26 protein-coding genes are annotated in these 24,187 nt (G+C 60.0%); 10 read left to right on the top strand and 16 right to left on the bottom strand.

Annotated elements, in window-relative coordinates:
- Positions 1-58 precede the first annotated feature (58 nt).
- Both SGN16_RS22875 and argF read right to left on the bottom strand, forming a co-directional pair.
- Entirely contained in the window at positions 59-1,168 is a 1,110-nt protein-coding gene (locus SGN16_RS22875; protein ID WP_210640325.1) for an ABC transporter ATP-binding protein, read from the bottom strand.
- The gene (gene argF, locus SGN16_RS22870) at positions 1,165-2,085 is read right to left on the bottom strand and encodes an ornithine carbamoyltransferase (protein WP_335945067.1); all 921 of its coding nucleotides are present in this window, start codon (positions 2,083-2,085) and stop codon (positions 1,165-1,167) included. The genes SGN16_RS22875 and argF overlap by 4 nt, the downstream gene beginning before the upstream one ends.
- Before the next feature lie 404 nt (positions 2,086-2,489).
- On the opposite strand from argF, the gene SGN16_RS22865 reads away from it, so the two are divergent.
- The 3 genes from SGN16_RS22865 to grxD all read left to right on the top strand — a co-directional run bounded on the left by SGN16_RS22865 (position 2,490) and on the right by grxD (position 5,448).
- Positions 2,490-2,777, top strand: coding sequence for a hypothetical protein (locus tag SGN16_RS22865; RefSeq protein WP_135846873.1), 288 nt, complete (start codon positions 2,490-2,492; stop codon positions 2,775-2,777).
- 131 nt (positions 2,778-2,908) lie between these two features.
- A complete protein-coding gene (locus SGN16_RS22860) occupies positions 2,909-5,017 on the top strand; it encodes a molybdopterin oxidoreductase family protein (protein ID WP_335945066.1) in 2,109 nt (702 codons plus the stop codon).
- An 89-nt stretch (positions 5,018-5,106) separates the two neighbouring features.
- Entirely contained in the window at positions 5,107-5,448 is a 342-nt protein-coding gene (gene grxD, locus SGN16_RS22855; protein ID WP_135846871.1) for a Grx4 family monothiol glutaredoxin, read from the top strand.
- A gap of 165 nt (positions 5,449-5,613) precedes the next feature.
- Here grxD and bfr read toward each other — a convergent pair whose 3' ends face one another.
- Entirely contained in the window at positions 5,614-6,087 is a 474-nt protein-coding gene (bfr, locus tag SGN16_RS22850; protein WP_210640319.1) for a bacterioferritin, read from the bottom strand.
- A gap of 199 nt (positions 6,088-6,286) precedes the next feature.
- The gene (locus tag SGN16_RS22845; protein ID WP_092201551.1) at positions 6,287-6,505 is read right to left on the bottom strand and encodes a bacterioferritin-associated ferredoxin; all 219 of its coding nucleotides are present in this window, start codon (positions 6,503-6,505) and stop codon (positions 6,287-6,289) included.
- A gap of 315 nt (positions 6,506-6,820) precedes the next feature.
- On the opposite strand from SGN16_RS22845, the gene SGN16_RS22840 reads away from it, so the two are divergent.
- Positions 6,821-7,423, top strand: coding sequence for a peroxiredoxin (locus tag SGN16_RS22840; RefSeq protein WP_003204949.1), 603 nt, complete (start codon positions 6,821-6,823; stop codon positions 7,421-7,423).
- Between the two features lie 233 nt (positions 7,424-7,656).
- Here the strand turns inward: SGN16_RS22840 and rnt are convergent, their stop codons facing one another.
- Complete coding sequence (rnt, locus tag SGN16_RS22835) at positions 7,657-8,334, bottom strand: ribonuclease T (protein WP_025215178.1); 678 nt, start codon at positions 8,332-8,334, stop codon at positions 7,657-7,659.
- Positions 8,331-9,377 (bottom strand): dihydroorotase, encoded by a 1,047-nt coding sequence (gene pyrC / locus SGN16_RS22830; RefSeq protein WP_335945065.1) that lies wholly within the window; start codon positions 9,375-9,377, stop codon positions 8,331-8,333. Before pyrC ends, rnt begins: the two co-directional genes overlap by 4 nt.
- Positions 9,378-9,568: 191 nt before the next feature.
- Here pyrC and SGN16_RS22825 point away from each other — a divergent pair, with 191 nt between their 5' ends.
- Entirely contained in the window at positions 9,569-10,543 is a 975-nt protein-coding gene (locus tag SGN16_RS22825; RefSeq protein ID WP_335945064.1) for an OmpA family protein, read from the top strand.
- Positions 10,544-10,670: 127 nt separating this feature from the next.
- The gene (locus SGN16_RS22820) at positions 10,671-11,888 is read left to right on the top strand and encodes an argininosuccinate synthase (protein ID WP_003204943.1); all 1,218 of its coding nucleotides are present in this window, start codon (positions 10,671-10,673) and stop codon (positions 11,886-11,888) included.
- 69 nt (positions 11,889-11,957) lie between these two features.
- Here SGN16_RS22820 and SGN16_RS22815 read toward each other — a convergent pair whose 3' ends face one another.
- Complete coding sequence (locus tag SGN16_RS22815) at positions 11,958-12,473, bottom strand: hypothetical protein (RefSeq protein ID WP_246883042.1); 516 nt, start codon at positions 12,471-12,473, stop codon at positions 11,958-11,960.
- 453 nt (positions 12,474-12,926) lie between these two features.
- Here SGN16_RS22815 and SGN16_RS22810 point away from each other — a divergent pair, with 453 nt between their 5' ends.
- Positions 12,927-13,553: a response regulator transcription factor gene (locus tag SGN16_RS22810; RefSeq protein WP_210640314.1), complete on the top strand. Its 627-nt coding sequence runs from the start codon at positions 12,927-12,929 to the stop codon at positions 13,551-13,553.
- A gap of 55 nt (positions 13,554-13,608) precedes the next feature.
- Here SGN16_RS22810 and SGN16_RS22805 read toward each other — a convergent pair whose 3' ends face one another.
- The 8 genes from SGN16_RS22805 to metG form a co-directional block, all read right to left on the bottom strand.
- On the bottom strand, positions 13,609-13,791 hold the full coding sequence (locus tag SGN16_RS22805; RefSeq protein WP_030142527.1) for a hypothetical protein: 183 nt from the start codon (positions 13,789-13,791) through the stop codon (positions 13,609-13,611).
- A 107-nt stretch (positions 13,792-13,898) separates the two neighbouring features.
- Positions 13,899-14,537, bottom strand: coding sequence for an endonuclease III (gene nth, locus SGN16_RS22800; RefSeq protein ID WP_210640312.1), 639 nt, complete (start codon positions 14,535-14,537; stop codon positions 13,899-13,901).
- A complete protein-coding gene (locus SGN16_RS22795) occupies positions 14,534-15,067 on the bottom strand; it encodes an Rnf-Nqr domain containing protein (protein WP_335945063.1) in 534 nt (177 codons plus the stop codon). Before SGN16_RS22795 ends, nth begins: the two co-directional genes overlap by 4 nt.
- Complete coding sequence (locus SGN16_RS22790) at positions 15,060-15,671, bottom strand: RnfABCDGE type electron transport complex subunit G (RefSeq protein ID WP_210640309.1); 612 nt, start codon at positions 15,669-15,671, stop codon at positions 15,060-15,062. Before SGN16_RS22790 ends, SGN16_RS22795 begins: the two co-directional genes overlap by 8 nt.
- Complete coding sequence (locus SGN16_RS22785) at positions 15,668-16,654, bottom strand: RnfABCDGE type electron transport complex subunit D (protein WP_335945062.1); 987 nt, start codon at positions 16,652-16,654, stop codon at positions 15,668-15,670. The genes SGN16_RS22790 and SGN16_RS22785 overlap by 4 nt, the downstream gene beginning before the upstream one ends.
- Entirely contained in the window at positions 16,641-17,648 is a 1,008-nt protein-coding gene (gene rsxB, locus SGN16_RS22780; RefSeq protein ID WP_335945061.1) for an electron transport complex subunit RsxB, read from the bottom strand. The genes SGN16_RS22785 and rsxB overlap by 14 nt, the downstream gene beginning before the upstream one ends.
- Entirely contained in the window at positions 17,645-18,217 is a 573-nt protein-coding gene (locus tag SGN16_RS22775) for an Rnf-Nqr domain containing protein (protein WP_210640303.1), read from the bottom strand. Before SGN16_RS22775 ends, rsxB begins: the two co-directional genes overlap by 4 nt.
- 130 nt (positions 18,218-18,347) lie before the next feature.
- Complete coding sequence (gene metG / locus SGN16_RS22770; RefSeq protein WP_210640302.1) at positions 18,348-20,393, bottom strand: methionine--tRNA ligase; 2,046 nt, start codon at positions 20,391-20,393, stop codon at positions 18,348-18,350.
- Between the two features lie 205 nt (positions 20,394-20,598).
- On the opposite strand from metG, the gene apbC reads away from it, so the two are divergent.
- Entirely contained in the window at positions 20,599-21,693 is a 1,095-nt protein-coding gene (gene apbC / locus SGN16_RS22765) for an iron-sulfur cluster carrier protein ApbC (protein WP_135846857.1), read from the top strand.
- A gap of 125 nt (positions 21,694-21,818) precedes the next feature.
- Here the strand turns inward: apbC and SGN16_RS22760 are convergent, their stop codons facing one another.
- Complete coding sequence (locus SGN16_RS22760; protein WP_210640294.1) at positions 21,819-22,577, bottom strand: SDR family oxidoreductase; 759 nt, start codon at positions 22,575-22,577, stop codon at positions 21,819-21,821.
- A 157-nt stretch (positions 22,578-22,734) separates the two neighbouring features.
- Here SGN16_RS22760 and SGN16_RS22755 point away from each other — a divergent pair, with 157 nt between their 5' ends.
- Entirely contained in the window at positions 22,735-23,466 is a 732-nt protein-coding gene (locus tag SGN16_RS22755; RefSeq protein ID WP_335943877.1) for a HugZ family protein, read from the top strand.
- Between the two features lie 66 nt (positions 23,467-23,532).
- Positions 23,533-24,009 carry an FxsA family protein gene (locus SGN16_RS22750; RefSeq protein ID WP_335943878.1) on the top strand — a complete coding sequence of 159 codons (477 nt, stop codon included), beginning with the start codon at positions 23,533-23,535 and terminating at the stop codon, positions 24,007-24,009.
- Positions 24,010-24,187: the final 178 nt, after the last annotated feature.

Here is a 24,187-nt window from a genome sequence, read left to right as displayed (position 1 = left end):
GCTTGCATCGATGCTGAATGTGCCTACGCCATCGCGAGCAAGCTCGCTCCCACAATGGTCAGCTGGCGGTGCTGTAGCGCCGCACTCCACTCTCCACCGGTGGTATATGCGCCGCGGTACTGCCCGAGGCCTGGAACAGTACCAGGTGTTCAGCCGCCACGCGGATGCCGACATGGTCCCCGACCTGATGGTCGGCGTGGCTTGGGAAGATCGATTCCAGCTGCGCCCCCGTCGGCAATTGCAGGCGATACAGCGTGGAAGCCCCCAGGAACGTCTTGCCGACGATTTGAGCCGTGAGCGGGCTGTCCGGTGCGTAGACGATATCGTCCGGGCGCAGCAGCAGGTCCACCGCGCCGCCAATGGGCCAGGTATAGGCCCGGTTGCCGCGCAGGATGCCCAGCTCGGTCTGCACCGATTCCGGGCTTTCGAGCCGGCCACGAATGAAATAGCCCTGGCCAATGAAACTGGCGACGAAAGGCGTCAGCGGTTCGTGGTAGAGATTGTAAGGCGTGTCCCACTGCTCCAGCCGACCTTCCTTGAACACCCCGACATGGTCACTCACGGCGAAGGCTTCTTCCTGGTCGTGGGTGACCAGGATCGCGCTGGTGCCGCGGGCCTTGAGGATATCCCGCACCTCATGGCTGAGCTTGCGTCGCAGCTCGCCATCGAGGTTGGAGAACGGTTCGTCGAGCAACAGCAACTGTGGCTCCGGTGCCAGGGCTCGGGCCAATGCCACGCGCTGTTGCTGGCCACCAGAGAGCTCATGGGGAAAACGCTTGCCCAGGCTCTTGAGGTTGACCAGTTCCAGCAGTTCTTCGACGACGCGGTCCTTGTTTGGATGCTTGCGAATACCAAAGGCAATGTTCTCGGCCACGCTCAGGTGAGGGAACAGCGCGTAGTCCTGGAACACCATGCCGATTCGGCGTTTTTCCGGGGCGAGGGTGAAGCCGGCGCGGGAGATGGTTTCCCCGGCCAGTTGGATCTCGCCCTCGTGCACCGGTTCGAAACCGGCGATGGCGCGCAACGTCGTGGTCTTGCCACACCCGGACGAACCGAGCAGGCAGCCGATGTCGCCGGCATTGAGATGCAGGTTGAGATTCTGCACGACCCGCTGGTTTTGGTAGCCGCAAGCCAGGTTATGCAAATTCAGTAGCAGCGAATGGCTCATGCGTGGTGGTACGCCGGCTCGACAAGAAACTCGAGCAGGGCCTTTTGCGCGTGAAGGCGATTTTCTGCCTGGTCCCAGGCCACCGAGCGCGGGTCGTCCAGCAAATCGAAGCTGATCTCCTCGCCACGGTGGGCTGGCAGGCAGTGCATGAACAGCACTTCGGCATCCGCCAGGTCGAGCAGGGCCCGGTTGACCTGGAACGGCGCGAACAATTTGAGGCGCTTGGCGGTTTCTTCTTCCTGGCCCATGGAGGTCCAGACGTCGGTGCTCACCAGGTGTGCGTCGGCCACGGCCTGTTTCGGATCACGAACGATGGTCACCCGATCCCCGGCCCTGGCGACCAGTTCGGCATTCGGGTCGTAGCCTTCAGGGCAGGCGATGCGTAGCTGGAAGTCGAATTGTATCGCCGCTTCTATATAGCTGTTGCACATGTTGTTGCCATCGCCGATCCAGGTCACGGTCTTGCCCTGGATTGGGCCACGGTGCTCGAGGAACGTCTGCATGTCGGCCAGCAATTGGCAGGGATGCAGGTCGTCGGACAGACCGTTGATCACCGGCACGCGGGAGTGGGCCGCGAATTCGGTCAGGGTGCTGTGGGCAAAGGTACGGATCATCACGGCATCCAGCATGCTCGACATGACGATGGCGCAATCGCTGATGGGTTCGCCGCGGCCCAACTGGGTGTCGCGCGGCGACAGGAAGATCGCCTGGCCGCCCAGCTGGATCATGCCGGCTTCGAAAGAGATGCGGGTGCGGGTCGATGACTTCTCGAAGATCATCCCCAGCACGCGGTTTTTCAAGGGCTCGAACAGTACGCCGCGGTTACGCAGGTCCTTGAGCTCCACGCCTCGACGGATCACGCCGAGCAACTCATCGGGCGTGAAATCCATCAGGGAGAGAAAGTGCCTTGCGCTCATGATTGACTACCTTTTTGTAACTGACCGCAGATGCTCAAAGCCTTGTTTATTCAAAAAACGGGCGAGACCTGCGGCAAAAGCCGCACGGGGCGACGAAATAGAGGAAGGCGCGATCTTATAAGGAAATGTCGCGTCTTACCAATAGGGCTACAGTTTTAGGGGATTTCAGCGAGGTCATCACAGGTCTGCGATGACATGTATGAAGCCGGTTTCCTGATAGCAGTGCCCCATTTGTACACTGGCGTTGCGCAGCTTGGCAATCAAGCCGGGCGGGCATGGCGTGGTTGATAGTCGGCCTTTGGCCCGTCATTGCCGGGGTTTGCCTGCTTGTTGTCAGGTGTGAAACATTTCCTAATGCAAGGGGCTGGGTTATAAATGAGCCTCTAGACGCAGGAGCCCCCGAAATGGATTCGAAAGAGCAACAATTGATGGAACTACTGGGGCTGACGGCACGTTCCCTGACTCATTTGACCGCTTCGGTGACGTCCATGTCATTCGAATTGTTGCGCAGCGACGACGAAGTGACCAAGGCCGCAGGCCGCAGAATGATCGATCGCATGGCCACTATCAGCAACGGGCTCGACGAGCATTGGCGGCTGATCGGCGAGCTGACGGGCGTGCCCATCGCCCAGGAGCAGGTGGAAACCGTCGAAGAAATCCAGTTGCTGGCGCCGCCTCCCGAGCGCCCTTGATGCCACTTCATCGGCGGGCCTGATGCCCGGCAATTCACAGGACGAACGTCGCTGGCGCTGCCGGGGATCGCGCGCCATAGTTTTGTTCCCGCGGCCGAAAGCGCCCGCCACGAATAAAACAGAGACTGGCCATGACCAAGACTCTCCACCACCGTGCGTGCCATCTGTGTGAAGCCATCTGCGGCTTGACCCTCGAAACCACCGAAACCGACGGCCAGGGCCTGGCGATCACCTCGATCAAGGGCGATGCGCTGGACAGCTTCAGCCGAGGGCATATCTGTCCCAAGGCAGTGGCCCTGCAAGATATCCAGAATGACCCCGACCGCCTGCGCCAGCCCATGCAGCGGATTGGCAGCGAGTGGCAGCCCATTGCCTGGGACGATGCCTTTGCGCTGGTAGCCGAGCGCCTGGCGGGTATCCAGGCGCGCCATGGCCAGAATGCGGTGGCGGTCTACCAGGGCAACCCCAGCGTGCACAACTATGGGCTGATGACCCACAGCAACTATTTCCTGGGCCTGTTGAAAACCCGCAGCCGTTTCTCGGCGACCTCGGTGGATCAACTGCCTCATCACCTGACCAGTCATCTAATGTATGGCCACGGCCTGCTGCTGCCGATTCCAGACATCGATCACACCGACTTCATGCTGATCCTGGGCGGCAACCCGCTGGCGTCCAACGGCAGCATCATGACCGTGCCGGACGTGGAGAAGCGCCTCAAGGCTATCCAGGCCCGTGGCGGTAAAGTGGTGGTGGTCGATCCGCGCCGCAGCGAAACGGCGGCCATCGCCAACCAGCATGTGTTCGTGCGCCCTGGTGGTGATGCCGCGTTGCTGTTTGGTTTGCTCAATACGTTGTTCAGCGAGGGCCTGACCCGTGACAGCCACCTGCCGGTGGATGGCCTGGAAGAGGTGCGCCAAGCTGTTGCCACCTTCACGGCTGAGGCGATGAGTCCGCTTTGCGCAGTGCCTGCGGAACAGATCCGCCGATTGGCCCGGGACTTTGCCGCAGCGCCGTCCGCGGTGTGTTACGGGCGGATGGGGGTTTCGACCCAGGCATTTGGCACGCTGTGCCACTGGCTGATTCAACTGATCAATCTGGTCACCGGCAACCTCGATCGGGTGGGCGGGGCGCTGTGCACCGAGCCGGCAGTGGATCTGGTGGCCACCACCTCGGGAGGGCATTTCAACCGTTGGCAGAGCCGGGTGTCCGGGCGTCCCGAGTACGCCGGGGAGTTGCCGGTGTCGACCCTGGCCGAGGAAATGCTCACCGAAGGCGAAGGCCAGATTCGTGCGCTGGTTACCGTGGCCGGCAATCCGGTACTGTCCACGCCCAACGGGCGACAACTGGAGCAGGCGCTGGACGGGCTGGAGTTCATGGTCAGCATCGACTTGTACATCAACGAAACCACGCGCTATGCCGACCTGATCCTGCCCTCGACCTCGGCGCTGGAAAACGATCATTACGACACCACGTTCAACCTGTTCGCGGTGCGCAACGTGACCCGCTTCAACCGGGCTATTCTGCCCAAGCCAGAAGGGGCGCTGCATGACTGGGAGATTTTTGTCGGGCTGGCCAAGGCCTTTGCCGCCAGAACCGGCAAGGAACTCAAACCGACCATGCCGCCAGCGCAAATGATCGATTTCGGTCTGCGGGCCGGGGCTTATGGCGATGCTTCGCCACACAAACTGTCCCTGGCGACCTTGTTCGACCATCCCCATGGCATTGACCTCGGAGCTCTGAAGCCCAACCTGGCCCCACGGTTGAAAACCGAAAACCAACGGGTGCAAGCCGCGCCGGCGGTGATACTTGCCGACCTGGAGCGTTTTGCCGCGTTGCGGGCTCCAGCGGCGGATGAGTTGCTGATGATTGGTCGTCGCCATGTGCGCAGCAATAATTCCTGGATGCACAATTTCCATCGGCTGGTGAAGGGCAAGCCGCGTCATCAGCTACTGATGCATCCGGATGACCTCGCCAGTCGCGGTCTTGTCGACGGGCAGCGGGTGAAGGTCAGTTCGCGGGTGGGTATGATCGAAGTCGAGGTGCAGGGCAGCCTGGACATGATGAAGGGTGTGGTCAGCTTGCCCCACGGCTGGGGCCATGCCCGGCCGGGCGTGCAGATGACCATCGCCTGCGGCCAGCCGGGTTCCAGCGCCAATGACCTGACCGATGATTGTCAGCTCGATGAGTTGTCCGGTAATGCGGCGCTCAACGGCGTACCGGTGAAGGTGGCGGCTGCGTAAAATTGTCTCTGGAGCACGTTCGGCTTTCCGTTACAATGCATCACCGTGTCGACAACTTAAGTCGCAAAAGTTTTAAGCCGAGGTGCTCCATGGATATCATCGAAACGATTAAAGACCAGATTGCCAACAACACCATCCTGCTTTACATGAAAGGCTCGCCGAACGCGCCACAGTGCGGTTTCTCGGCCAAGGCTGCTCAGGCTGTGATGGCGTGTGGCGAGAAGTTTGCCTACGTGGACATCCTGCAGAACCCGGAAATCCGCGCCAACCTGCCCAAGTACGCCAACTGGCCAACGTTCCCACAGCTGTGGGTGGGTGGTGAGCTGGTCGGTGGTAGCGACATCATGACCGAGATGGCCGCTGACGGCTCTCTGCAGGCCACGATCAAGGAAGCGGTAGAAAAAGCTGCGGCGAACAAGACTGAAGCCTGATGTGTGATGGTTCTGTTCACCACACAAGTTGTGGTGGACAAGAACCTTGTGGGAGCGAGCTTGCTCGCTCCCACAGTGGATTTCGGTATGGTCTGAAACTCAGGCATTAAAAAGCCCCGCCTCTCGAAAGAGGGCGGGGCTTTTTAATGGGTTAGCCGCGAAGAATTACTCTTCACCCATCTGCGATTGCAGGTAGTTCTCAAGGCCGACTTTGTCGATCAGGCCCAATTGGGTTTCCAGCCAGTCGATGTGCTCTTCTTCGGACTCGAGAATGTCCTCAAGCAGTTCACGGCTGCCGAAGTCGCCAACGGTCTCGCAATGGGCGATGGCCGCCTTCAGGTCGGCGTGGCCAGTGCGCTCGATGCGCAGGTCGCACTCAAGCATTTCCCGGGTGTGTTCGCCGATGTGCAGCTTGCCCAAGTCCTGGACGTTCGGCAGGCCTTCGAGGAACAGGATGCGCTTGATCAGCTTGTCCGCGTGTTTCATCTCGTCGATGGACTCGTGGTACTCGTGCTTGCCCAACTTGTTCAGGCCCCAATCCTCGTACATGCGCGCATGCAGGAAGTATTGATTGATCGCGACCAGCTCATTGCCGAGGATCTTATTGAGATGCTGGATGACTGTGACGTCGCCTTTCATGATGAGACCTGCCCTGTAATAGCTGTATATAAGGCGGAGTTTGAGCCGCGTACTTGCGAGTGTCAAACCTAAGTTGTTGAATAATAAATGAAAATTAATCGGAATAAGAATGTTTGTGTTCCGCGTCTGAACGCTAAGCAATTGATTTACAGGCATAAAAAAACCGGACATTGAGTCCGGTTCCTTTGAAAGCTGTTTATTACGCGGCGGTAAATTCTACCGGGTAGGGGATCGAGGCCTGGGCGGTTTGTACTTTGGCGAGGGTTTCGCGGACCACGTCCTTGGCCAGGCAGGCACATTTGCCGCATTGGCTGGCTACGCCGGTGGCCTGGCGGACTTCGCGGTAGCTGCAGCAACCTTCATAGATCGCTTCGCGGATTTGCCCGTCGGTGACGCCAGTGCAGAGGCATACATACATAAGTGAGAACCGTCGCTGGTTGTGACTCAATTGAGACGGATCTTAATGTTAACGAGAATGATTGTCAAAGTGGTTTCTGAAACCCTTGCGCCAGAGCGGCGCCTGGCTGACGAACGGTTTCTGCCCTTGGCCCGTGAGGTGTCATGAAATGCCACAGCGATTTTTCAATACCGCCGAAAAACCGTTGAAGACAGTCTAAATTCGCGGTGTATGATGATCGGCCCTTGCAAGCGGGTTCGTGTCACAGGGCTGTCGCCTGAGGGTGGCAGGCTGGCCCGGACCTTGTTTTCACGTTACTACACCAGGAGATATCCAATGAGCGTACTCGTAGGCAAACAAGCCCCTGACTTCACCGTCCCGGCCGTGCTCGGCAACGGCGAAATCGTCGACAGCTTCACCCTGTCCTCGGCCATCAAAGGCAAATACGGCCTGGTGTTCTTCTATCCGCTGGACTTCACCTTCGTCTGCCCGTCCGAGCTGATCGCACTGGATCACCGCATGGACGACTTCAAGGCCCGCAACGTTGAAGTGGTCGCTGTTTCGATCGACTCGCACTTCACCCACAACGCCTGGCGCAACACCCCGATCAACAATGGCGGTATCGGTCAGGTGAAATACACCATGGCTGCCGACATGAAGCACGAAATCGCCAAGGCCTACGACGTTGAGTCCGAAGGCGGCGTGGCTTTCCGTGGCGCGTTCCTGATCGACGACAAAGGCGTTGTCCGTTCGCAGATCATCAACGACCTGCCACTGGGCCGTAACATGGAAGAGCTGATCCGTCTGGTCGACGCCCTGCAATTCCACGAAGAGCACGGCGAAGTGTGCCCGGCCAACTGGAAGAAAGGCGACAAGGGCATGACTGCATCGCCTGAAGGCGTTGCCGCCTACCTGGGTGAGCACAGCGACAAGCTGTAATCGCACAAGGCATAAAAAAACCGGCCCTCGATAGGGCCGGTTTTTTTATGGGTGTTTCAAACCGGATCATCTGCTGGAACACGAAGCTTTGTGGCGAGGGGATTTATCCCCGCTGGGCCGCGAAGCGACCCAAAACCCGCCAATTGATTTGGCCTGGCTCACCTTTCGTGGGACTGCTGCGCAGTCCCACGGGGATAAATCCCCTCGCCACAAGAGCCAAAGCTGGTCCGATGTCAGTCGTCGAAATCCTGCCAGCCCCCCATCTGCTTCCAGCGGTTGACGATGCCGCAGAACAGCTCGGCCGTCTTCTCGGTGTCGTAGCGGGCCGAGTGGGCTTCACGGCCATCAAAATCGATGTCGGCCGCCTGGCAGGCCTTGGCCAGGACGGTCTGGCCATACGCCAGGCCGGCCAGGGTCGCTGTGTCGAAGCTGGAGAACGGGTGAAACGGATTGCGCTTCATGTCCAGGCGCGCGACAGCGGCGTTGAGGAAGCCCAGGTCGAAGCTGCTGTTGTGGCCGACCAGGATCGCTCGCTTGCAACCGTTGGCCTTCAGGGCCTTGCGCACACCGCGGAAAATGTCGGTCAGGGCGGTCTCTTCACTCACTGCCATGCGCAAAGGGTGATCGAGCTTGATCCCGGTGAACTCCAGGGCCGCCGCTTCGATGTTGGCGCCTTCGAACGGTTCGACACGAAAGAAATAGGTGTGGTCAGGGAACACAAAACCTTTTTCATCCATGCCGATGGTGGTCGCGGCGATTTCCAGCAACGCATCGGTGGCGGAGTTGAAGCCGCCGGTTTCTACGTCGACGACGACCGGCAGATAGCCCCGGAACCGGGCAGCCATGGGGTGACGGGCGCCGCCCGAACCACCGTTGCCGTCCTGTTCGTCGTCGAAATGATCTTCACTCACGCGTTTTCCTCCAGCAGGCGCCAGCGCAGTTTTTCACCGGCGCGCAGCGGGATGACAGTCAGCTCGCCGAAAGGCAGGCTGGCGGGGGCGGTCCACTCGTCGCGGACCAGGGTAATACGATCGATGTTCGCTGGCAGACCATAGAAGCTTGGGCCGTGCAGGCTGGCGAAACCTTCGAGTTTGTCCAGCGCGTTACGCTGTTCGAACGCCTCGGCGTACAGCTCGATGGCCGCGTAGGCGGTGTAGCAACCGGCGCAACCGCAGGCGGCTTCCTTGGCGTGGCGGGCGTGGGGCGCCGAGTCCGTGCCGAGGAAAAACTTGGCGCTGCCGCTGGTGGCGGCGTCGAGCAGAGCTTCCTGATGGGTATTGCGCTTGAGGATCGGCAGGCAATAGAAGTGCGGACGGATCCCGCCCACCAGCATATGGTTGCGGTTGTACAGCAGGTGATGGGCGGTAATGGTCGCGCCGACGTTGGCCGGGGCCTCGTTGACGAACTGCACGGCATCGCCGGTGGTGATGTGTTCGAACACCACCTTGAGCGTCGGGAACCGTTCCACGACGCGGCGCATGTGCTCGTCGATGAAGATTTTCTCGCGGTCGAACACGTCGACGTCGCCCCGGGTGACCTCACCGTGGATCAACAACGGCATGCCGACTTCGGCCATCGCCTCCAGCGCCGCAAAGATCTTGTCGATGCTGGTGACACCGGAATCGGAGTTGGTGGTGGCACCGGCCGGGTACAGCTTGGCGGCATGGACGAAGCCGCTGGCCTTGGCCTCGCGGATTTCTTCGGGCTGGGTGCGGTCGGTGAGGTAAAGCACCATCAGCGGTTCGAAGCGGCTGCCAGCCGGGCGTGCGGCGAGGATGCGCTGGCGATAGCCATCGGCCTCGGCGGCGTTGCGCACGGGCGGAACCAGGTTAGGCATGATGATTGCGCGCCCGAAGGTGCGCGCGACATCGGCGACGGTATGGGTCAACACAGCACCATCGCGAAGATGAATATGCCAGTCGTCGGGACGCAGCAGGGTCAGGCGGTCGGACATGGGGGGGCTTCCAGGCGGGTCAAACTCTGGGGAATGCTACCGGAAAAGACCGATTCAGGCACCCGCTATCAAGTTCTGCCGCAACTTACCGATAGCCCCTACAGGTGTGCCACGAATCCGTGCAGTGCCCCGGACAAGCGTCATGCCCTCGGCATGCGTCGATCTTTGTATAAAAGTCAGTGGAGCCTCCCGTGCGCCAGCGTTATCTAGCCTTGCTCAGTGTGTTTGCCAGCTTTCCCGCCATGGCGCTCACTTTCCAGACCCGTCTGGAGAGCATTGAGTGGACGGTCGAAGGCGATAAGTTCGAGTGTCGGCTGAGCCAGCCGATTACCGACTTTGGCAGTGGCGAATTCGTGCGTCGGGCGGGCGAGCAGGCCACATTTCGGCTCAAGGCCTACAACCCGATGCTCGGAGGCGGTTCGGCGACTTTGCTGGCGGCCGCGGCGCCCTGGCAACCGGGGAGGGGTGACATCAACCTGGGCTCGGTCAACATTGGCAGTGGCGATGTCTTGTTCAACAGCTCCCAGGTCCAGGCCGGTCGCTTGATCAGCGGGCTGATGGACGGTCGCAGCCCGGTCGTACGACGCAACACCGAGGACGGGCGGGTATCGGAAGTCCGCCTGCTGCCGGTGCGCTTCAACAAGGCCTTCAGCGACTATCAGAGCTGCGTGGCCAAGTTGCTGCCGAAGAATTTCGAACAGGTGAAGCAAACCCAGATCGGTTTCCCCGGCGAAGAAGTCGAGCTGGATGCGCAGGCCAAGGCTCAGTTGCAGGTGATGCTCGACTTCATCAAGGCTGATCCTAGCGTCAATCATGTCGAGCTCGATGGTCACTCCGACAACAGTGGCAACCGCTTGACCAACCGTGAGTTGTCACGGCGCCGGGCCCTGGCGGTCCAGGACTTCTTCAAGGCCAATGGTTTCCAGGAGTCGCAGATCACGGTGCGTTTCCACGGCGAGCGTTATCCGCTGGTACCCAATACCAATGCCGCCAACCGGGCCAAGAACCGTCGGGTGGTCGTGCGCCTGGAGCGGGTGGCGCCAACCGAGGCACCGGCACCGCAACCGACAACAGCGCCGGCACCTGCGGCAGCCCCTGGCAAGGTCCCGGCACCGGTCGCGGCTCCGGTCAAGGCGCCCGCTGCCACCGCTGCGCGGACATCCTGATCCGCGATACCCGTCGCTCGCTCGACATAATCTGTCGCTTCGTCGTCATAAGCTGTCGCGCCCCTGTAAATTATCCGCATTGGACGTTAAACTTCCCGGCTTTCCGTACAACCCGTGGAGTGATGGCATGGCGGACGTAAACAAGGTCGTTCTGGCGTATTCCGGCGGCCTGGACACTTCGGTGATCCTCAAGTGGCTGCAGGACACTTATAACTGCGAAGTGGTGACCTTCACCGCTGACCTGGGGCAGGGCGAAGAAGTCGAGCCTGCACGCGCCAAGGCTCAGGCCATGGGCGTCAAAGAGATCTACATCGATGACCTGCGCGAAGAGTTCGTCCGCGACTTCGTGTTCCCGATGTTCCGCGCCAACACTGTTTACGAAGGCGAGTACCTGCTGGGTACTTCCATTGCCCGTCCGTTGATCGCCAAGCGCCTGATCGAAATCGCCAATGAAACCGGTGCCGACGCCATTTCCCACGGCGCTACCGGCAAAGGCAACGACCAGGTGCGTTTTGAACTGGGTGCCTATGCCCTCAAGCCTGGCGTGAAAGTCATTGCCCCATGGCGTGAGTGGGACTTGCTGTCCCGTGAAAAACTGATGGACTACGCCGAGAAACACGCGATCCCGATCGAGCGCCACGGCAAGAAAAAATCCCCGTACTCGATGGACGCCAACCTGCTGCACATCTCCTATGAAGGCGGCGTGCTGGAAGACACCTGGACCGAGCACGAAGAAGACATGTGGCGCTGGACCGTGTCCCCGGAGAAGGCTCCCGATACCCCGCAATACCTGGAGCTGACCTATCGCAATGGCGATATCGTTGCCCTGGACGGCGTGGAAATGAGCCCGGCCACCGTGCTGGCGACCCTGAACCGTATCGGTGGCGAGCACGGCATCGGTCGTCTGGACATCGTCGAGAACCGCTATGTGGGCATGAAGTCCCGCGGCTGCTACGAAACCCCGGGCGGCACTATCATGCTGCGCGCTCACCGGGCGATCGAATCGATCACCCTGGACCGCGAAGTGGCTCACCTCAAGGACGAGCTGATGCCCAAGTACGCCAGCCTGATCTACACCGGTTACTGGTGGAGCCCAGAGCGGCTGATGCTGCAGCAGATGATCGACGCATCCCAGGCCCACGTGAATGGCGTGGTGCGCCTGAAGCTGTACAAGGGCAACGTGATCGTCACCGGGCGTAAGTCCGATGAGTCGCTGTTCGATGCCAACATCGCGACCTTCGAAGAAGACGGCGGCGCCTACAACCAGGCCGACGCAGCCGGTTTCATCAAGCTCAACGCCCTGCGCATGCGTATCGCGGCGAACAAGGGTCGCAAGCTGTTCTGACCCTGGCGACGTGAAAACGGCCTGCCATGAGCAGGCCGTTTTTTTTTGCGATCGCCCTGTTATGCGGCGCTATTCCCCTGAGCGCCCACCCTCCTGCCTGTCCGGTACCACGTCTGCGTCGTCGCGGCTGTAAATGACGTACAGGACAATTTCGGTGTGTCCCGTGGCGCGCTTCAAGAGTTTGGCCCGATAGGCAGCAATCAGCTCTCCCGATGGGCTGCACACCAGAAGAATGACCCGTTGTGGATCGTGTTTGCGTCGATGACAGCGCATGACTGACTTTCTGACTTTGTCGGCCCGACGTAACACTCGTCTACGTCGGCAGGTCGAGTCATCCATGGTCTTTATGAAGTGCTTGCTCTTGTGAAAGTCGGACGGTGAATATAACGAGCGATAGTTGAAGTTTAGGGTGATAAAAAAAAGCAGCAGTAGATAGAACGGAAAGCTGATCAGGAACCACAGATAATATTCACGATCCTGATCATCTAGGAACGGCAGGGAAATCGCCGCGGACGTTTCAGATAACGTGGCAAATATAGCGATAAGGGTCATTGGGTTGGTGATGGTTTTCAAAGGTTTGTTCATGGTGAAAACTCATGGTTATGTAAGCTCGATGACTGAATGGATTGGCTGAGTGTTAGTCGTTCGGGTTTGCTAATTGAAGACGGGTATGCCCTGCATTAAGCACGTTGGTTTTATATAGGTTTTAGCTGGATTAATGAGGTTGTTGCTGTTTTATCGATAGATAATTCAGTTACTTTTTATGAGTGCAGTCACTTCTATTTCCTTCCCGCGCGACAGCCTGGAGGGGAAAGTCACAATATCCGAAGGGGGGGCGGGTCGTTAGGAAGGGGAGGCTGATCCCTGTGAGAAAATTCATGGCACATTATTTCCAGGGGAATTTGTAGGATTTTTCTGTATTGCTTGTAGGTTGCGTCTCTCGGTGCGAGCACTCAGGGGGGGGCAGCATGCCAAGGTAGAAATGACTAGGCTATTGTGCGTGCTCTAAAAATTCGAACAGCGAAGTTGGATTTGCCCATGAATAAAGTGCTGATCGTGGATGATCATCCCGTCATTCGTCTTGCTGTACGTCTACTAATGGAGCGTCATGGCTATGAAGTTGTTGCCGAAACAGATAATGGTGTCGATGCCTTGCAACTTGCTCGTGAACTTGCGCCTGACATTGTCATTCTCGATATCGGCATTCCGAAACTGGACGGGTTGGAGGTTATCGCGCGCCTGACCGCCAATTCTTCGCCCCTGAAAGTACTGGTACTTACTTCTCAGGCTCCTGGGCATTTCTCGATGCGTTGTATGCAGACGGGGGCCGCTGGTTATGTGTGCAAACAACAGGACCTCACGGAACTGTTGAGTGCGATAAAGGCGGTATTGTCAGGTTACAGCTACTTTCCCAACCAGGCACTGCATACGGTACGTTCGAGCCTTGGAAACGCCAGCGAGTCCGATATGGTGGATCGTTTATCCGGGCGAGAAATGATGGTCCTGCAGCAACTGGCGCGTGGAAAAACCAACAAGGAAATTGCCGATGGGATGTTCTTGAGCAACAAGACGGTCAGTACTTACAAGACGCGCTTGTTGTTGAAACTCAATGCCCGTTCGCTGGTCGATCTGATCGAGCTGGCACAGCGCAATGGGTTGGTGTGAGTTGTTCGGTCACGCGTACTCAGTAAAAAGCCTCCGTTAGGGAGGCTTTTACGTGTCAGAGGTCAAAATCGTAATCGGCCAGTTGCTTCTGCAGGCGGCGCTCTTCCAGCAGGTTATCGATGGTGCGGCGTTTGCTCAGATTGGTTTTCGCCACTTCCACTACCACAGGTTCCGCGTCGTCGGCCTCAACGGCGATGAAATCGTCTTCTACATCCAGTTGTTCTTTGCCAGTACTCATGGGTTCGACTCCAGGCTAAGACTGCCATTGGCGCTCCTTATATCGATAAACCACGGGCGGGTAAAAAAGATTTTTTCAATCGATGGATCAATAAAATCAATAGTGTCTCAATCGTCAGACGTCTTGTGCTTGTATTCGCATAAATCTTCGATTCGGCAGCTGCCACAGCGGGGCTTGCGCGCCAGGCAAACGTAGCGCCCGTGAAGGATGAGCCAGTGATGGGAATCCAGGAGAAATTCCTTGGGCACGAACTTCATCAGTTTCTTTTCCACTTCCACGACGTTTTTCCCAGGCGCCAGCCCGGTGCGGTTGCTCACGCGGAAGATGTGGGTGTCGACCGCCATGGTCAACTGACGAAATGCGGTATTGAGTACGACGTTGGCGGTTTTGCGGCCCACACCTGGAAGAGCTTCCAGTGCTTCGCGAGTCTGCGGGACCTCACCTGCGTGACGCTCGATCAGCAAGCGGCAGGTTTCGATCACGTTCTTGGCCTTGCTATTGAACAGGCCGATGGTCTTGATGTACTCGGAGAGTCCTTCGACGCCCAGGGCATGGATCGCCTCTGGCGTATTGGCCACCGGGAACAGCTTGGCCGTGGCTTTGTTGACGCCGACATCGGTGGACTGGGCCGACAGGATCACCGCGATCAACAACTCGAACGGCGAGGTATAGGCCAGTTCTGTTTTCGGTTCCGGGTTGTCTTCGTGAAAGCGACGAAATATTTCCAGGCGTTTTGCGGCGTTCATGGGCGCGGCGTTTCCTCAACGGATGAATGGGGTTTGGCGGCCGTCCAAGCCTGGTAAGCCGCCAACAGCAGACCGAGCAGGATGAACCCGCCGGGGGCGAGCCTGGCCAGGGGGATGCCGCTGCCGATCAGCTCGCGCAGGGTGCCCAGGCCGATCATCCAGAGGCCAAACAGCCCCGCGAGCCTGAGGTGTCCAGGCAAACGGGAGTCGATGCAGTGATCTTCGTGTTCCAGCGCCACGCAGCTCAAGGCGACCCAGCCAATGTAAAGGCTCAGCGCTCGATACAGTTCCAGCGCCCAGGCCTGGAAGGCAAAGCCTGCGCAGGCGGTCAGGGTCGCGGCCAGCACAATCGAGGCGAGCAAGCGCTGAGGTGCTGTCAGGCGGGACCGTAGAGCAGCCATTGCCAAGCCATGGGCAAGACTGATCAAAGCCCAGGCCAGCCACAGTCCCAGTGCGTTTACCAGCGAGTCGCTTGCGCCGACCAAGGGCACCAGCAGCAGGCCGCGAGTCAGTACCCATGGCTTATTCATTTGCGGCCACTCTGGTCAGTTGAGCCTTGTGCTCGTCGAAATAACGCAGCGCATCGTGAACCGCCTGGAGCACCGCCCGGGAGGTGACCGTTGCGCCGGCCAGTTGATCGAACTGCCCTTGATCCTTTTTCAAGGCCCAACCGTTGTCGTCCGGGGCTTGGCGCGATTTCCCATTGAACGTCTGCAACCAGGCGTTTGGCCAACCGGCAATCGCCGCGCCTAGCCCGGGTGTTTCGGACTGGCGCAGGGTTTTCACGCCCAGCAACCGGCCCTGAGGGTCGATGGCGATCAGCAACTCGATACTGCCTTCATAACCCAGCCCCTGACTGCGTAACAACACGGCGCTGGGCTGGCCGTTGCGGGTCGCCAGGTAAGCGCTCAGCAGCGTGCTATGGGCCAAGGTCTGCGGAGTCGTCACGACAGGCTGCGTCAACGGCTGGTTGTCATAGTGGTCGGCTGGCAGTACGTCGAGCAAGCTTCTGCTGGCGATGGCCTGTCGCTGGGCCTCGATGTGACCGGCAGTGCTGATTTGCGTGACGTAAGTGGCTCCTACGCCGAGGGCTGCCAGAATGATCAGGATCGCAACGCCGCCGGGGTTGTTCATGTCAGTTGCCGCCGTTGTCGTGCCTCGGCAAACCGATCCAGCGCCGGCACACCGAGGTTCATCAGCAGCACCGCAAATGCCACGCCATCAGGATAACCACCCCAGGTGCGGATCAGGTAGACCAGCAGCCCCACGCCTGCGCCAAACAGCAGCCGGGCAAGCGCGGCTTTGGCGCCAGAGACGGGTTCGGTCACGATGAAAAATGCGCCGAGCATGGTCGCCCCGGTGAGCAGATGAAACAGTGGCGAGCCATGAGAGTCGGAGCCCGAGCCGTTCCAGCACAGCAAGCTGACGATGAACAGGCTGGTCAGCATGCCCACTGGCGCATGCCAACTGAACACGCGTTGTTGCAGCAGAAACAGGCCGCCCGCCAGGAACCCCAGATTGACCCATTCGACACCGCGGCCACCGAAACGCCCGAACGCCGGGTCGTTGGCGAACAGTTCATCGATCGTCAGGCTTCTGTTGATGCGCAGGCTATCCAGTGCGGTCGCGCCGGCCCAGGCATCGGGGGACGGGTGAGCGCCAAACACCTGTTGCAGGCCTTCGAGCAAGCCCATGCCATGAAGGCTTGGCCATTGACTCATCTGTGAAGGGAACGCCACCAGCACCAAGGCATATCCGAGCATTGCCGGGTTGAACGGGTTAGTACCGACACCACCCCATAGGTGCTTGCCGAACAACAAGGCGCAGGCGGCCGCAGTGACGGTCAACCACCAGGGGCAATAGGCCGGCAACGCCAGGGCCAGCAGAGTGGCGGTGACCAGCGCACTGCCATCGTTCAGGTCGGGCATCAGAGGTCGACGCCGCACACGCAACACCAGCGCTTCGACCGCCAGGGCGGTGAGGCCGGACAACAGCACGTTGAGCGCTACGCCCCAGCCATGGAACCACAGCAACGCCAGCGCGCCGGGCAGCGTCGCCAGCAACACTCGCTTCATCGCTTGGCGCAGCCGTTCGTCCACGGGCTCAGGGGCTGGCATGGGCGTCCACCTGACGTTCGGCCTCTTTCACCGCTTGTTCCAGCAACTGCATGTGCTCATCCGATGCCCCGCCTGTCCGTGCTTTGCTGAGTTCGGCGCGGCGCATCGCCAATTGGATCTTGGCCCGCTTCAGTTCGGCGTTTTGCGCCGGTGCGGGGGCTTCAATGGCCGGCGGTGCGGTGTTTTCCAGTTGCGCCAGGGCCTGCTCCGCGGCTTCGAACTGGCGCTGCAACAGGATCAATTGCGACTGCTGCTCAAAGGTCGGTGGGTGACCGAACGCTTTCAAGGATTTGTTCAACTGCGCCCGGCTCATGGCCAGGTCGATTTTGGCTTTCTTCAGGGCCGCATCGGCGTTGGCGGCTTTCTGCGCACGCACACGTTCCAGTGCGGCTTGTACGGGGTCGAGGGCTTGGGGCTGGACCTGGGCCGCGCGTTGGCTACGCGCCAGGCGCTCGGCCAGACGCTGTTCTTCCTCGTGCCGCAAACGCGCATTGCGCCGTTCGAAACGCTGCCGGGCGTGATTACGCTTGGCGGTTCGTGCCTGCTGTTCCTCGGTGCTGAAGGCCAGGCCGCCGACAATCGGCAGCACCGTGGCCAGCGGCAATGGCCGCATCTCGATGCAGTCGACCGGGCAGGGCGCCACGCAAAGATCGCAGCCTGTGCATTCGTCGATGAGAACGGTGTGCATCAGCTTCGCCGCGCCGACAATCGCGTCCACCGGGCAGGCCTGGATGCACTTGGTGCAACCGATGCATTCGTCTTCACGGATAAAGGCAATCTGCGCCGGGGCACTGCCGCGGCTGGTGTCCAGCTCCACTACCGGCACTTTCATCAGCTCGGCCAGGGCGGCGATGGTTTCGCGCCCGCCAGGCGGGCATTTGTTGATCGGTTCGCCCTGGGCGATGCCTTCGGCGTAGGGCTTGCACCCGGGATGGCCGCATTTGCCGCATTGGGTCTGCGGCAGCAGGGCATCGATACGTTGAATCAGACTCATGTTTTGACCAACCCGCGCAATCCGAGAAATGCCACCGCCATCAGCCCGGCGCTGATCAACTGAATCGGCAGGCCCCGAAAGGGCAAGGGAATATCGTTATTGAAGGTGCGCTGGCGCAAATCATCGAACAGGCTCAGTACCAGCCAGAATCCCAGCCCGGCGCCCAGGCTCGCGGCGAGGGCGTGGCCCAGGCCCTGGTCCTCCTGACCGTTGAGCAGCGTGACGCCGAGGATGCCGGCATTGCCGAGCAACAGCGGCCACAACCCCTCGAACGGCAACGCCGGCAGCCAGCGCGCGAGCAAGCGCAGCAATGGCCCGATCAACAGCACGCTCAGCGGCAGCCAAGCAAACAGACGCATGGATGTCAGGTTTGCCGGGACCAGCAACCAATGATCCAGCAGATAGCCCAAGGTGCCGACAATCGGCATCAGGCACGCGGTGGCCAGGCCCAGGGCGTGTATTTGTCTTCTACCGTTCGCCGCCAGCAGCGGATCGACGCCCAGCGGCCAATGCAACACGAGGTTGTTGATCAGGGCGGCGCTGAACAGTGTAAGGACAATTTCGGTCATGGGCGTGCCGGCGACAAAGAGCCTGTTACAAGATTAGGCATTATCCGGCACGCCGGGAGGGCGGGCCAGATATGAAAATCCCACAGCCGCCTGTGAGGCGACTGTGGGATCGGTGCAGCGTGTGGTCGTGTTACTTGATCCGCTGACCTGGCTTGGCGCCGCTGTCGGGGCTCAGCAGGTAGATTTCCTCGCCGCCAGGGCCCGCTGCCATCACCATGCCTTCAGAGATGCCGAAGCGCATTTTGCGTGGCTTGAGGTTGGCGATCATCATCGTCAGCCGGCCTTCGAGCTTGGCTGGGTCCGGGTAAGCGCTCTTGATGCCGGAGAACACGTTGCGTTGCTCGTCGCCAATGTCCAGGGTCAGGCGCAGCAGTTTGTCGGCACCTTCCACGGCTTCAGCCTTGACGATCAATGCCACGCGCAGGTCTACGGCGGCGAAGGCGTCGAAGTCGATTTCCGGCGACAGCGGGTCCTTGGCCAGTTCGCCGTTACCGGCCGGCGCGCCGGTGTCGGTCTGGCTGGCGGCCAAGTCTTCCTTGGAGGCGTCGCTCATGGCTTGCACCTTGGTGGCGTCGATACGGGTCATCAACGGCTTGAACTCGTTCAGCTGATGGTTGCTCAGCAACGTCTGGTGATCGTTCCAGGTCAGCGGCGCGACGTTGAGGAACGCCTCGGCATCGGCAGCCAGCAGCGGCAGCACCGGCTTGAGGAAAATCACCAACTGGCGGAACAGGTTGATGCCCAGGGCGCAGATCGCCTGGACTTCGTCCTGCTTGCCTTCCTGTTTGTTCAACGACCAAGGGGCCTTGTCGGCGATCCAGGCATTGGCGCGGTCGGCCAGGGCCATGATTTCGCGCATGGCGCGGGCAAAGTCGCGGGTTTCATAGGCTTCGGCGATGCTGGGAGCAGCGGCCAGGAAGGCGTCGGTCAGCTCTGGCGCGGCGTTGCCGGCGACCAGGACACCGGCGTTGCCCTTGTGGATAAAACCGGCGCAACGGCTGGCGATGTTGACCACCTTGCCCACCAGGTCGGAGTTGACTTTCTGCACGAAGTCTTCGAGGTTCAGGTCCAGGTCGTCGACGCCGCGGCTGAGCTTGGCTGCGTAGTAGTAGCGCAGGTACTCCGGCGACAGGTGGTCCAGGTAGGTCCGGGCCTTGATGAAAGTGCCGCGGGACTTGGACATCTTCTGGCCGTTGACGGTCAGGTAGCCATGGACGTTGATGCCGGTCGGTTTACGGAAACCGGCGCCTTCAAGCATGGCGGGCCAGAACAGCGCGTGGAAGTTGACGATGTCCTTGCCGATAAAGTGGTACAGCTCGGCGGTGGAGTCCTTGCCCCAGAACGCGTCGAAGTCCAGCTCCGGCGTGCGGTTGCAAAGGTTCTTGAAGCTGGCCATGTAGCCGATGGGCGCATCCAGCCACACGTAGAAATACTTGCCCGGTTCGTCGGGGATCTCGAAGCCGAAGTACGGCGCATCGCGGGAGATGTCCCACTGTTGCAGGCCGGCGTCGAGCCATTCGGCGATCTTGTTGGCCACGGCGTCCTGCAGGGTGCCGCTGCGGGTCCAGGTTTGCAGCATTTGCTGGAAATCCGGCAGCTTGAAGAAGAAGTGCTGGGAATCCTTGAGCACTGGAGTGGCCCCGGAAATCGCCGATTTCGGGTCTTTCAGGTCGGTCGGTGCGTAGGTGGCGCCGCATTTTTCGCAGTTGTCGCCGTACTGGTCCTCGGTCCCGCATTTCGGGCAGGTGCCCTTGATGAAACGGTCGGCCAGGAACATTTTCTTTTCCGGGTCGAAATACTGGGTGATCGAACGGGTCGCGATGTGTCCGGCGTCACGCAGCTTCAGGTAGATCTGGCTCGACAGCTCACGGTTTTCTTCGGCGTGGGTAGAGTGGAAGTTGTCGAAGTCCACCAGGAACTCGGCAAAGTCGGCGCTGTGTTCAGCCTGGACGTTGGCGATCAGTTGTTCCGGGGTGATGCCTTCCTTTTCCGCGCGCAGCATGATGGCCGAACCGTGGGCGTCGTCGGCGCAGACATAAATGCATTGGTTGCCGCGATGCTTCTGGAAGCGCACCCACATATCGGTCTGGATGTATTCCAGCATATGGCCGAGGTGAATCGAACCATTGGCATAGGGCAGGGCGCTGGTGACGAGGATCTTGCGTGGCTCGGACATGGGGCTCGGCTACTTGATGAAACGGAGGTCGGCCACTATAAAGCGCTGGCGGCTTTTTTTCACCTTTCGGGGCTGTTTCGGGATGCATCGTCTGTGAACGGCGTCGCCACAAAAGGTGTTCGCCCTGCTGTAATCGGGTCGCCACGCGGGAGCGTGGGGCGTAGGATAGCGGCCTGTTTTTCAAGTCTTGCTATCGGAGTTGCCCATGAGCGCCGTCAATCGCGCAGCGGTGGAAGCCGTCCTTCGCCAGTACACCGACCCTTATCTGAACCAGGACCCGGTCAGCGCCGGATGCGTGCGCGCCATCGACATCCAGGGCGAGCGTGTCAGCGTCCAGCTGGAGATCGGCTACGCCGCCGATCTGTTCAAGAACGGTTGGGCGCAGATGCTGCAAATGGCGATCGAGTCCCTGGACGGTGTCGCCAGCGCCAAGGTTGAAGTCACCAGCGTGATTGCGGCCCACAAGGCCCAGGCGCAGGTACCGGGGCTGGCGAATGTGAAGAATGTCATCGCCGTGGCCTCGGGCAAGGGCGGCGTGGGCAAGTCCACTACCGCCGCCAACCTGGCCCTGGCCCTGGCCCGTGAAGGGGCGAAGGTCGGGATTCTCGACGCGGACATCTACGGTCCGAGCCAGGGCATCATGTTCGGCGTGGCCGAGGGCACCCGGCCGCAAGTCAAGGACCAGAAGTGGTTCGTGCCGATCCAGTCCCATGGTGTGGAAGTCATGTCCATGGCCTTCCTGACCGATGACAACACGCCGATGGTCTGGCGCGGGCCGATGGTCTCCGGTGCCCTGCTGCAACTGGTGACGCAAACCGCCTGGGGCGACCTGGATTACCTGGTAATCGACATGCCGCCAGGCACTGGCGATATCCAGCTGACCCTGGCGCAAAAAGTCCCGGTGGCCGGTGCGGTGATCGTCACCACGCCTCAGGACCTGGCCCTGTTGGACGCGCGCAAGGGCGTCGAGATGTTCCGCAAGGTCAACATCCCGGTGCTGGGCGTGGTGGAAAACATGGCCGTACACATTTGCTCGAACTGCGGGCATGCCGAGCATCTGTTTGGCGAAGGGGGCGGGGAGAAACTGGCGAGCCAGTACGGCGTCGAACTGCTGGCCTCGCTGCCGTTGTCGATGTTGATCCGCGAACAGGCCGACGGCGGCAAACCAACGGTCATCGCCGAGCCGGACAGCCAGATCGCCATGGTCTATCAGGAACTGGCCCGCCATGTGGGCGCACGGATCGTGTTGCAAGAGGCAGCATCACCGGCGATGCCGAATATCACTGTCAGCGACGATTGATGCTTGAAACACCATCCAATGTGGGAGCGAGCTTGCTCGCGATAGCGGTGTATCAGTCACATCAAGACTGACTGATCCGACGCCATCGCGAGCAAGCTCGCTCCCACATTTGGTTTGCGGCGACTTTAGATCCGCAACCCGCCATCCATCTCCAAGATCCGACCGGTGTAATAGTCGTTCTCGAAGATATACGCCGCCGAGTGAGCAATCTCCTCCGGCTTGCCCATGCGCTTGAGCGGAATCCCCGAAGTCATCTTTTCCAGGGCTTCGGGTTTCATGCCCAGGGTCATCTCGGTTTCGATGAAGCCCGGGGCGATGCCGGCGACACGGATGCCATAGCGTGCCAGTTCCTTGGCCCAGGTGACGGTGGCAGCGGCCACGCCGGCCTTGGCGGCCGAGTAGTTGGTCTGGCCGACATTGCCGGCGCGGGAGATCGACGAAATGTTGATGATCACGCCGCTATTGTTCAGCTCGACCATTTTCGCCGCCACTTCACGGGTGCACAGGAACACCCCGGTAAGGTTGACGTCGATCACCGCCTGCCACTGGGCCAGGCTCATCTTGGTCATTTCGCCATCCTTGACCTTGAGCAGCAGGCCGTCGCGCAGGATCCCGGCATTGTTGACCAACCCATGGATCGCGCCAAAGTCCTCGGCGACCCGGGCGACCATGTCGCTCACCTGCTCTTCGTTGGCCACGTTGCACAGGTATGCCCGGGCCTCGACGCCCTTGGCCGTGCACGCGGCAACCGTTTGATCGAGTTTTTCCTGGTTGAGATCCACCAAGGCCAGCTTGGCGCCTTTGCCGGCAAAATACTCGGCCATGGAGCGCCCCAAACCCTGGCAACCGCCGGTGATAATGATTACTTTGTCGGTGAGTTGCATTCTCATGTCCCGGTGCAGAGCGGTGAAGGATGTCCTTTTGGAAGGCTTCTCGATCTGACGGTATAGCCCGGCTGCACGAGACTTGCCCAAGGCGTACTGGAACACAGCCCAGCTGCCTGACCGTTTTTTAGACGGCTTTCATCAAAGGAGTCATAAATTGAGCGTTGAAGCTGCCAAGCATGCCCGAGAATTACTGCTCAAGGAATACCGTGGAATGCTCTCCACCCATTCCAAGTCCATGCCCGGGTTCCCGTTCGGTTCCGTAGTGCCATATTGCTTGGACGCCCAGGGCCGGCCTTTGATCCTGATCAGCCGCATTGCCCAGCACACCCACAATCTGCAAAAAGACCCCAAGTGCTCGATGTTGGTGGGTGAGCGGGGCGCTGAAGACGTGCAGGCCGTCGGGCGCCTGACCTATTTGGCCGAGGCCCGGAAACTGGACGACAGCGCCGCTATCGACGCTGCCGCTGAGCGTTACTACCGCTATTTCCCTGATTCGCAGAACTATCACAAGGCCCATGATTTCGATTTCTGGGTGCTCGATCCGGTGCGCCATCGTTACATCGGCGGCTTCGGCGCCATTCACTGGATCGACCAGATCACCCTGGCCAACCCCTTCGCTGGCAAGGCCGAGGCGAGCATGATCGAGCACATGAACGCCGATCATGCCAAGGCCATCGCCCATTACGTGGAGTTGGCCGGGCTGCCGAAAACCGAAGCGGCGCAACTGGTGGGCATCGACAGTGAAGGCATGCACCTGCGCATCGGCCAGGGCCTGCATTGGCTGGCGTTTCAAGAGACTTGCAACACGCCGACACAAGTTCGCGAAGCCTTGGTTTATCTGGCTCACGCCGAGCAATGGCCGAAAAATACAGTGGCCGACGCTTGAATTCACGAAAGGGCGACGTCATTTAAGGCCTACTAGCAAGGCATTCTTGCGTTGAGGAACCATTTGATGCGCCCTTTTTTGTTGCTCTTTCTGCTGTTCCCGGTGTTGGAGCTGTTCGTATTCGTCAAGGTCAGCGGTGCGATCGGGTTTTTCCCGGCGCTGTTGCTGGTCATTCTCGGCTCGATGCTCGGCGTGTTCGTGCTGCGTATCGCCGGCCTCGCCACGGCATTGCGTGCCCGTGAAAGCTTGAACCGAGGCGAGCTGCCTGCCCAGACCATGCTTGAAGGCCTGATGCTGGCCCTGGGTGGCGGTCTGTTGATCCTGCCTGGCTTCATCAGCGACGTGCTGGGCCTGGTCATGCTGTTGCCATTCACCCGTCGGGTGCTGGCCAATAAAATGCGCCAGCGCGCCGAAGAGCAGGCGATGCGCCAGCGGGCCTTTGCCGACGACCTGCAGCCCCGTGGCGGGCCAGCTCCGCGCGAACCTCTGGGCCGCGAGCCCAACGTGATCGAAGGCGAATTCGAACACCGCGACCCTCGGTAAAAACCAGCGACACGGCACCTTCAGGTGCCGTGTACGTTTTTGGCTGCGTGAAGTAAAAAATTTCATACCCGGCCCTTGTAATCGGCTTGTCCGCCCTTATGTATGGGTCACCGCAAGGTTTCCGGTGGCAACACCGGACAGACTTCTGCGGTTCGCTTGACGAACCGCACCCGGCACC

The organism is Pseudomonas sp. G166 (assembly GCF_037027455.2).
In the GTDB taxonomy this organism is placed as follows: domain Bacteria; phylum Pseudomonadota; class Gammaproteobacteria; order Pseudomonadales; family Pseudomonadaceae; genus Aquipseudomonas.
The sequence above is the reverse complement of the archived record's forward strand: the minus strand, read 5'-3'. Positions and strand labels throughout refer to the sequence as shown.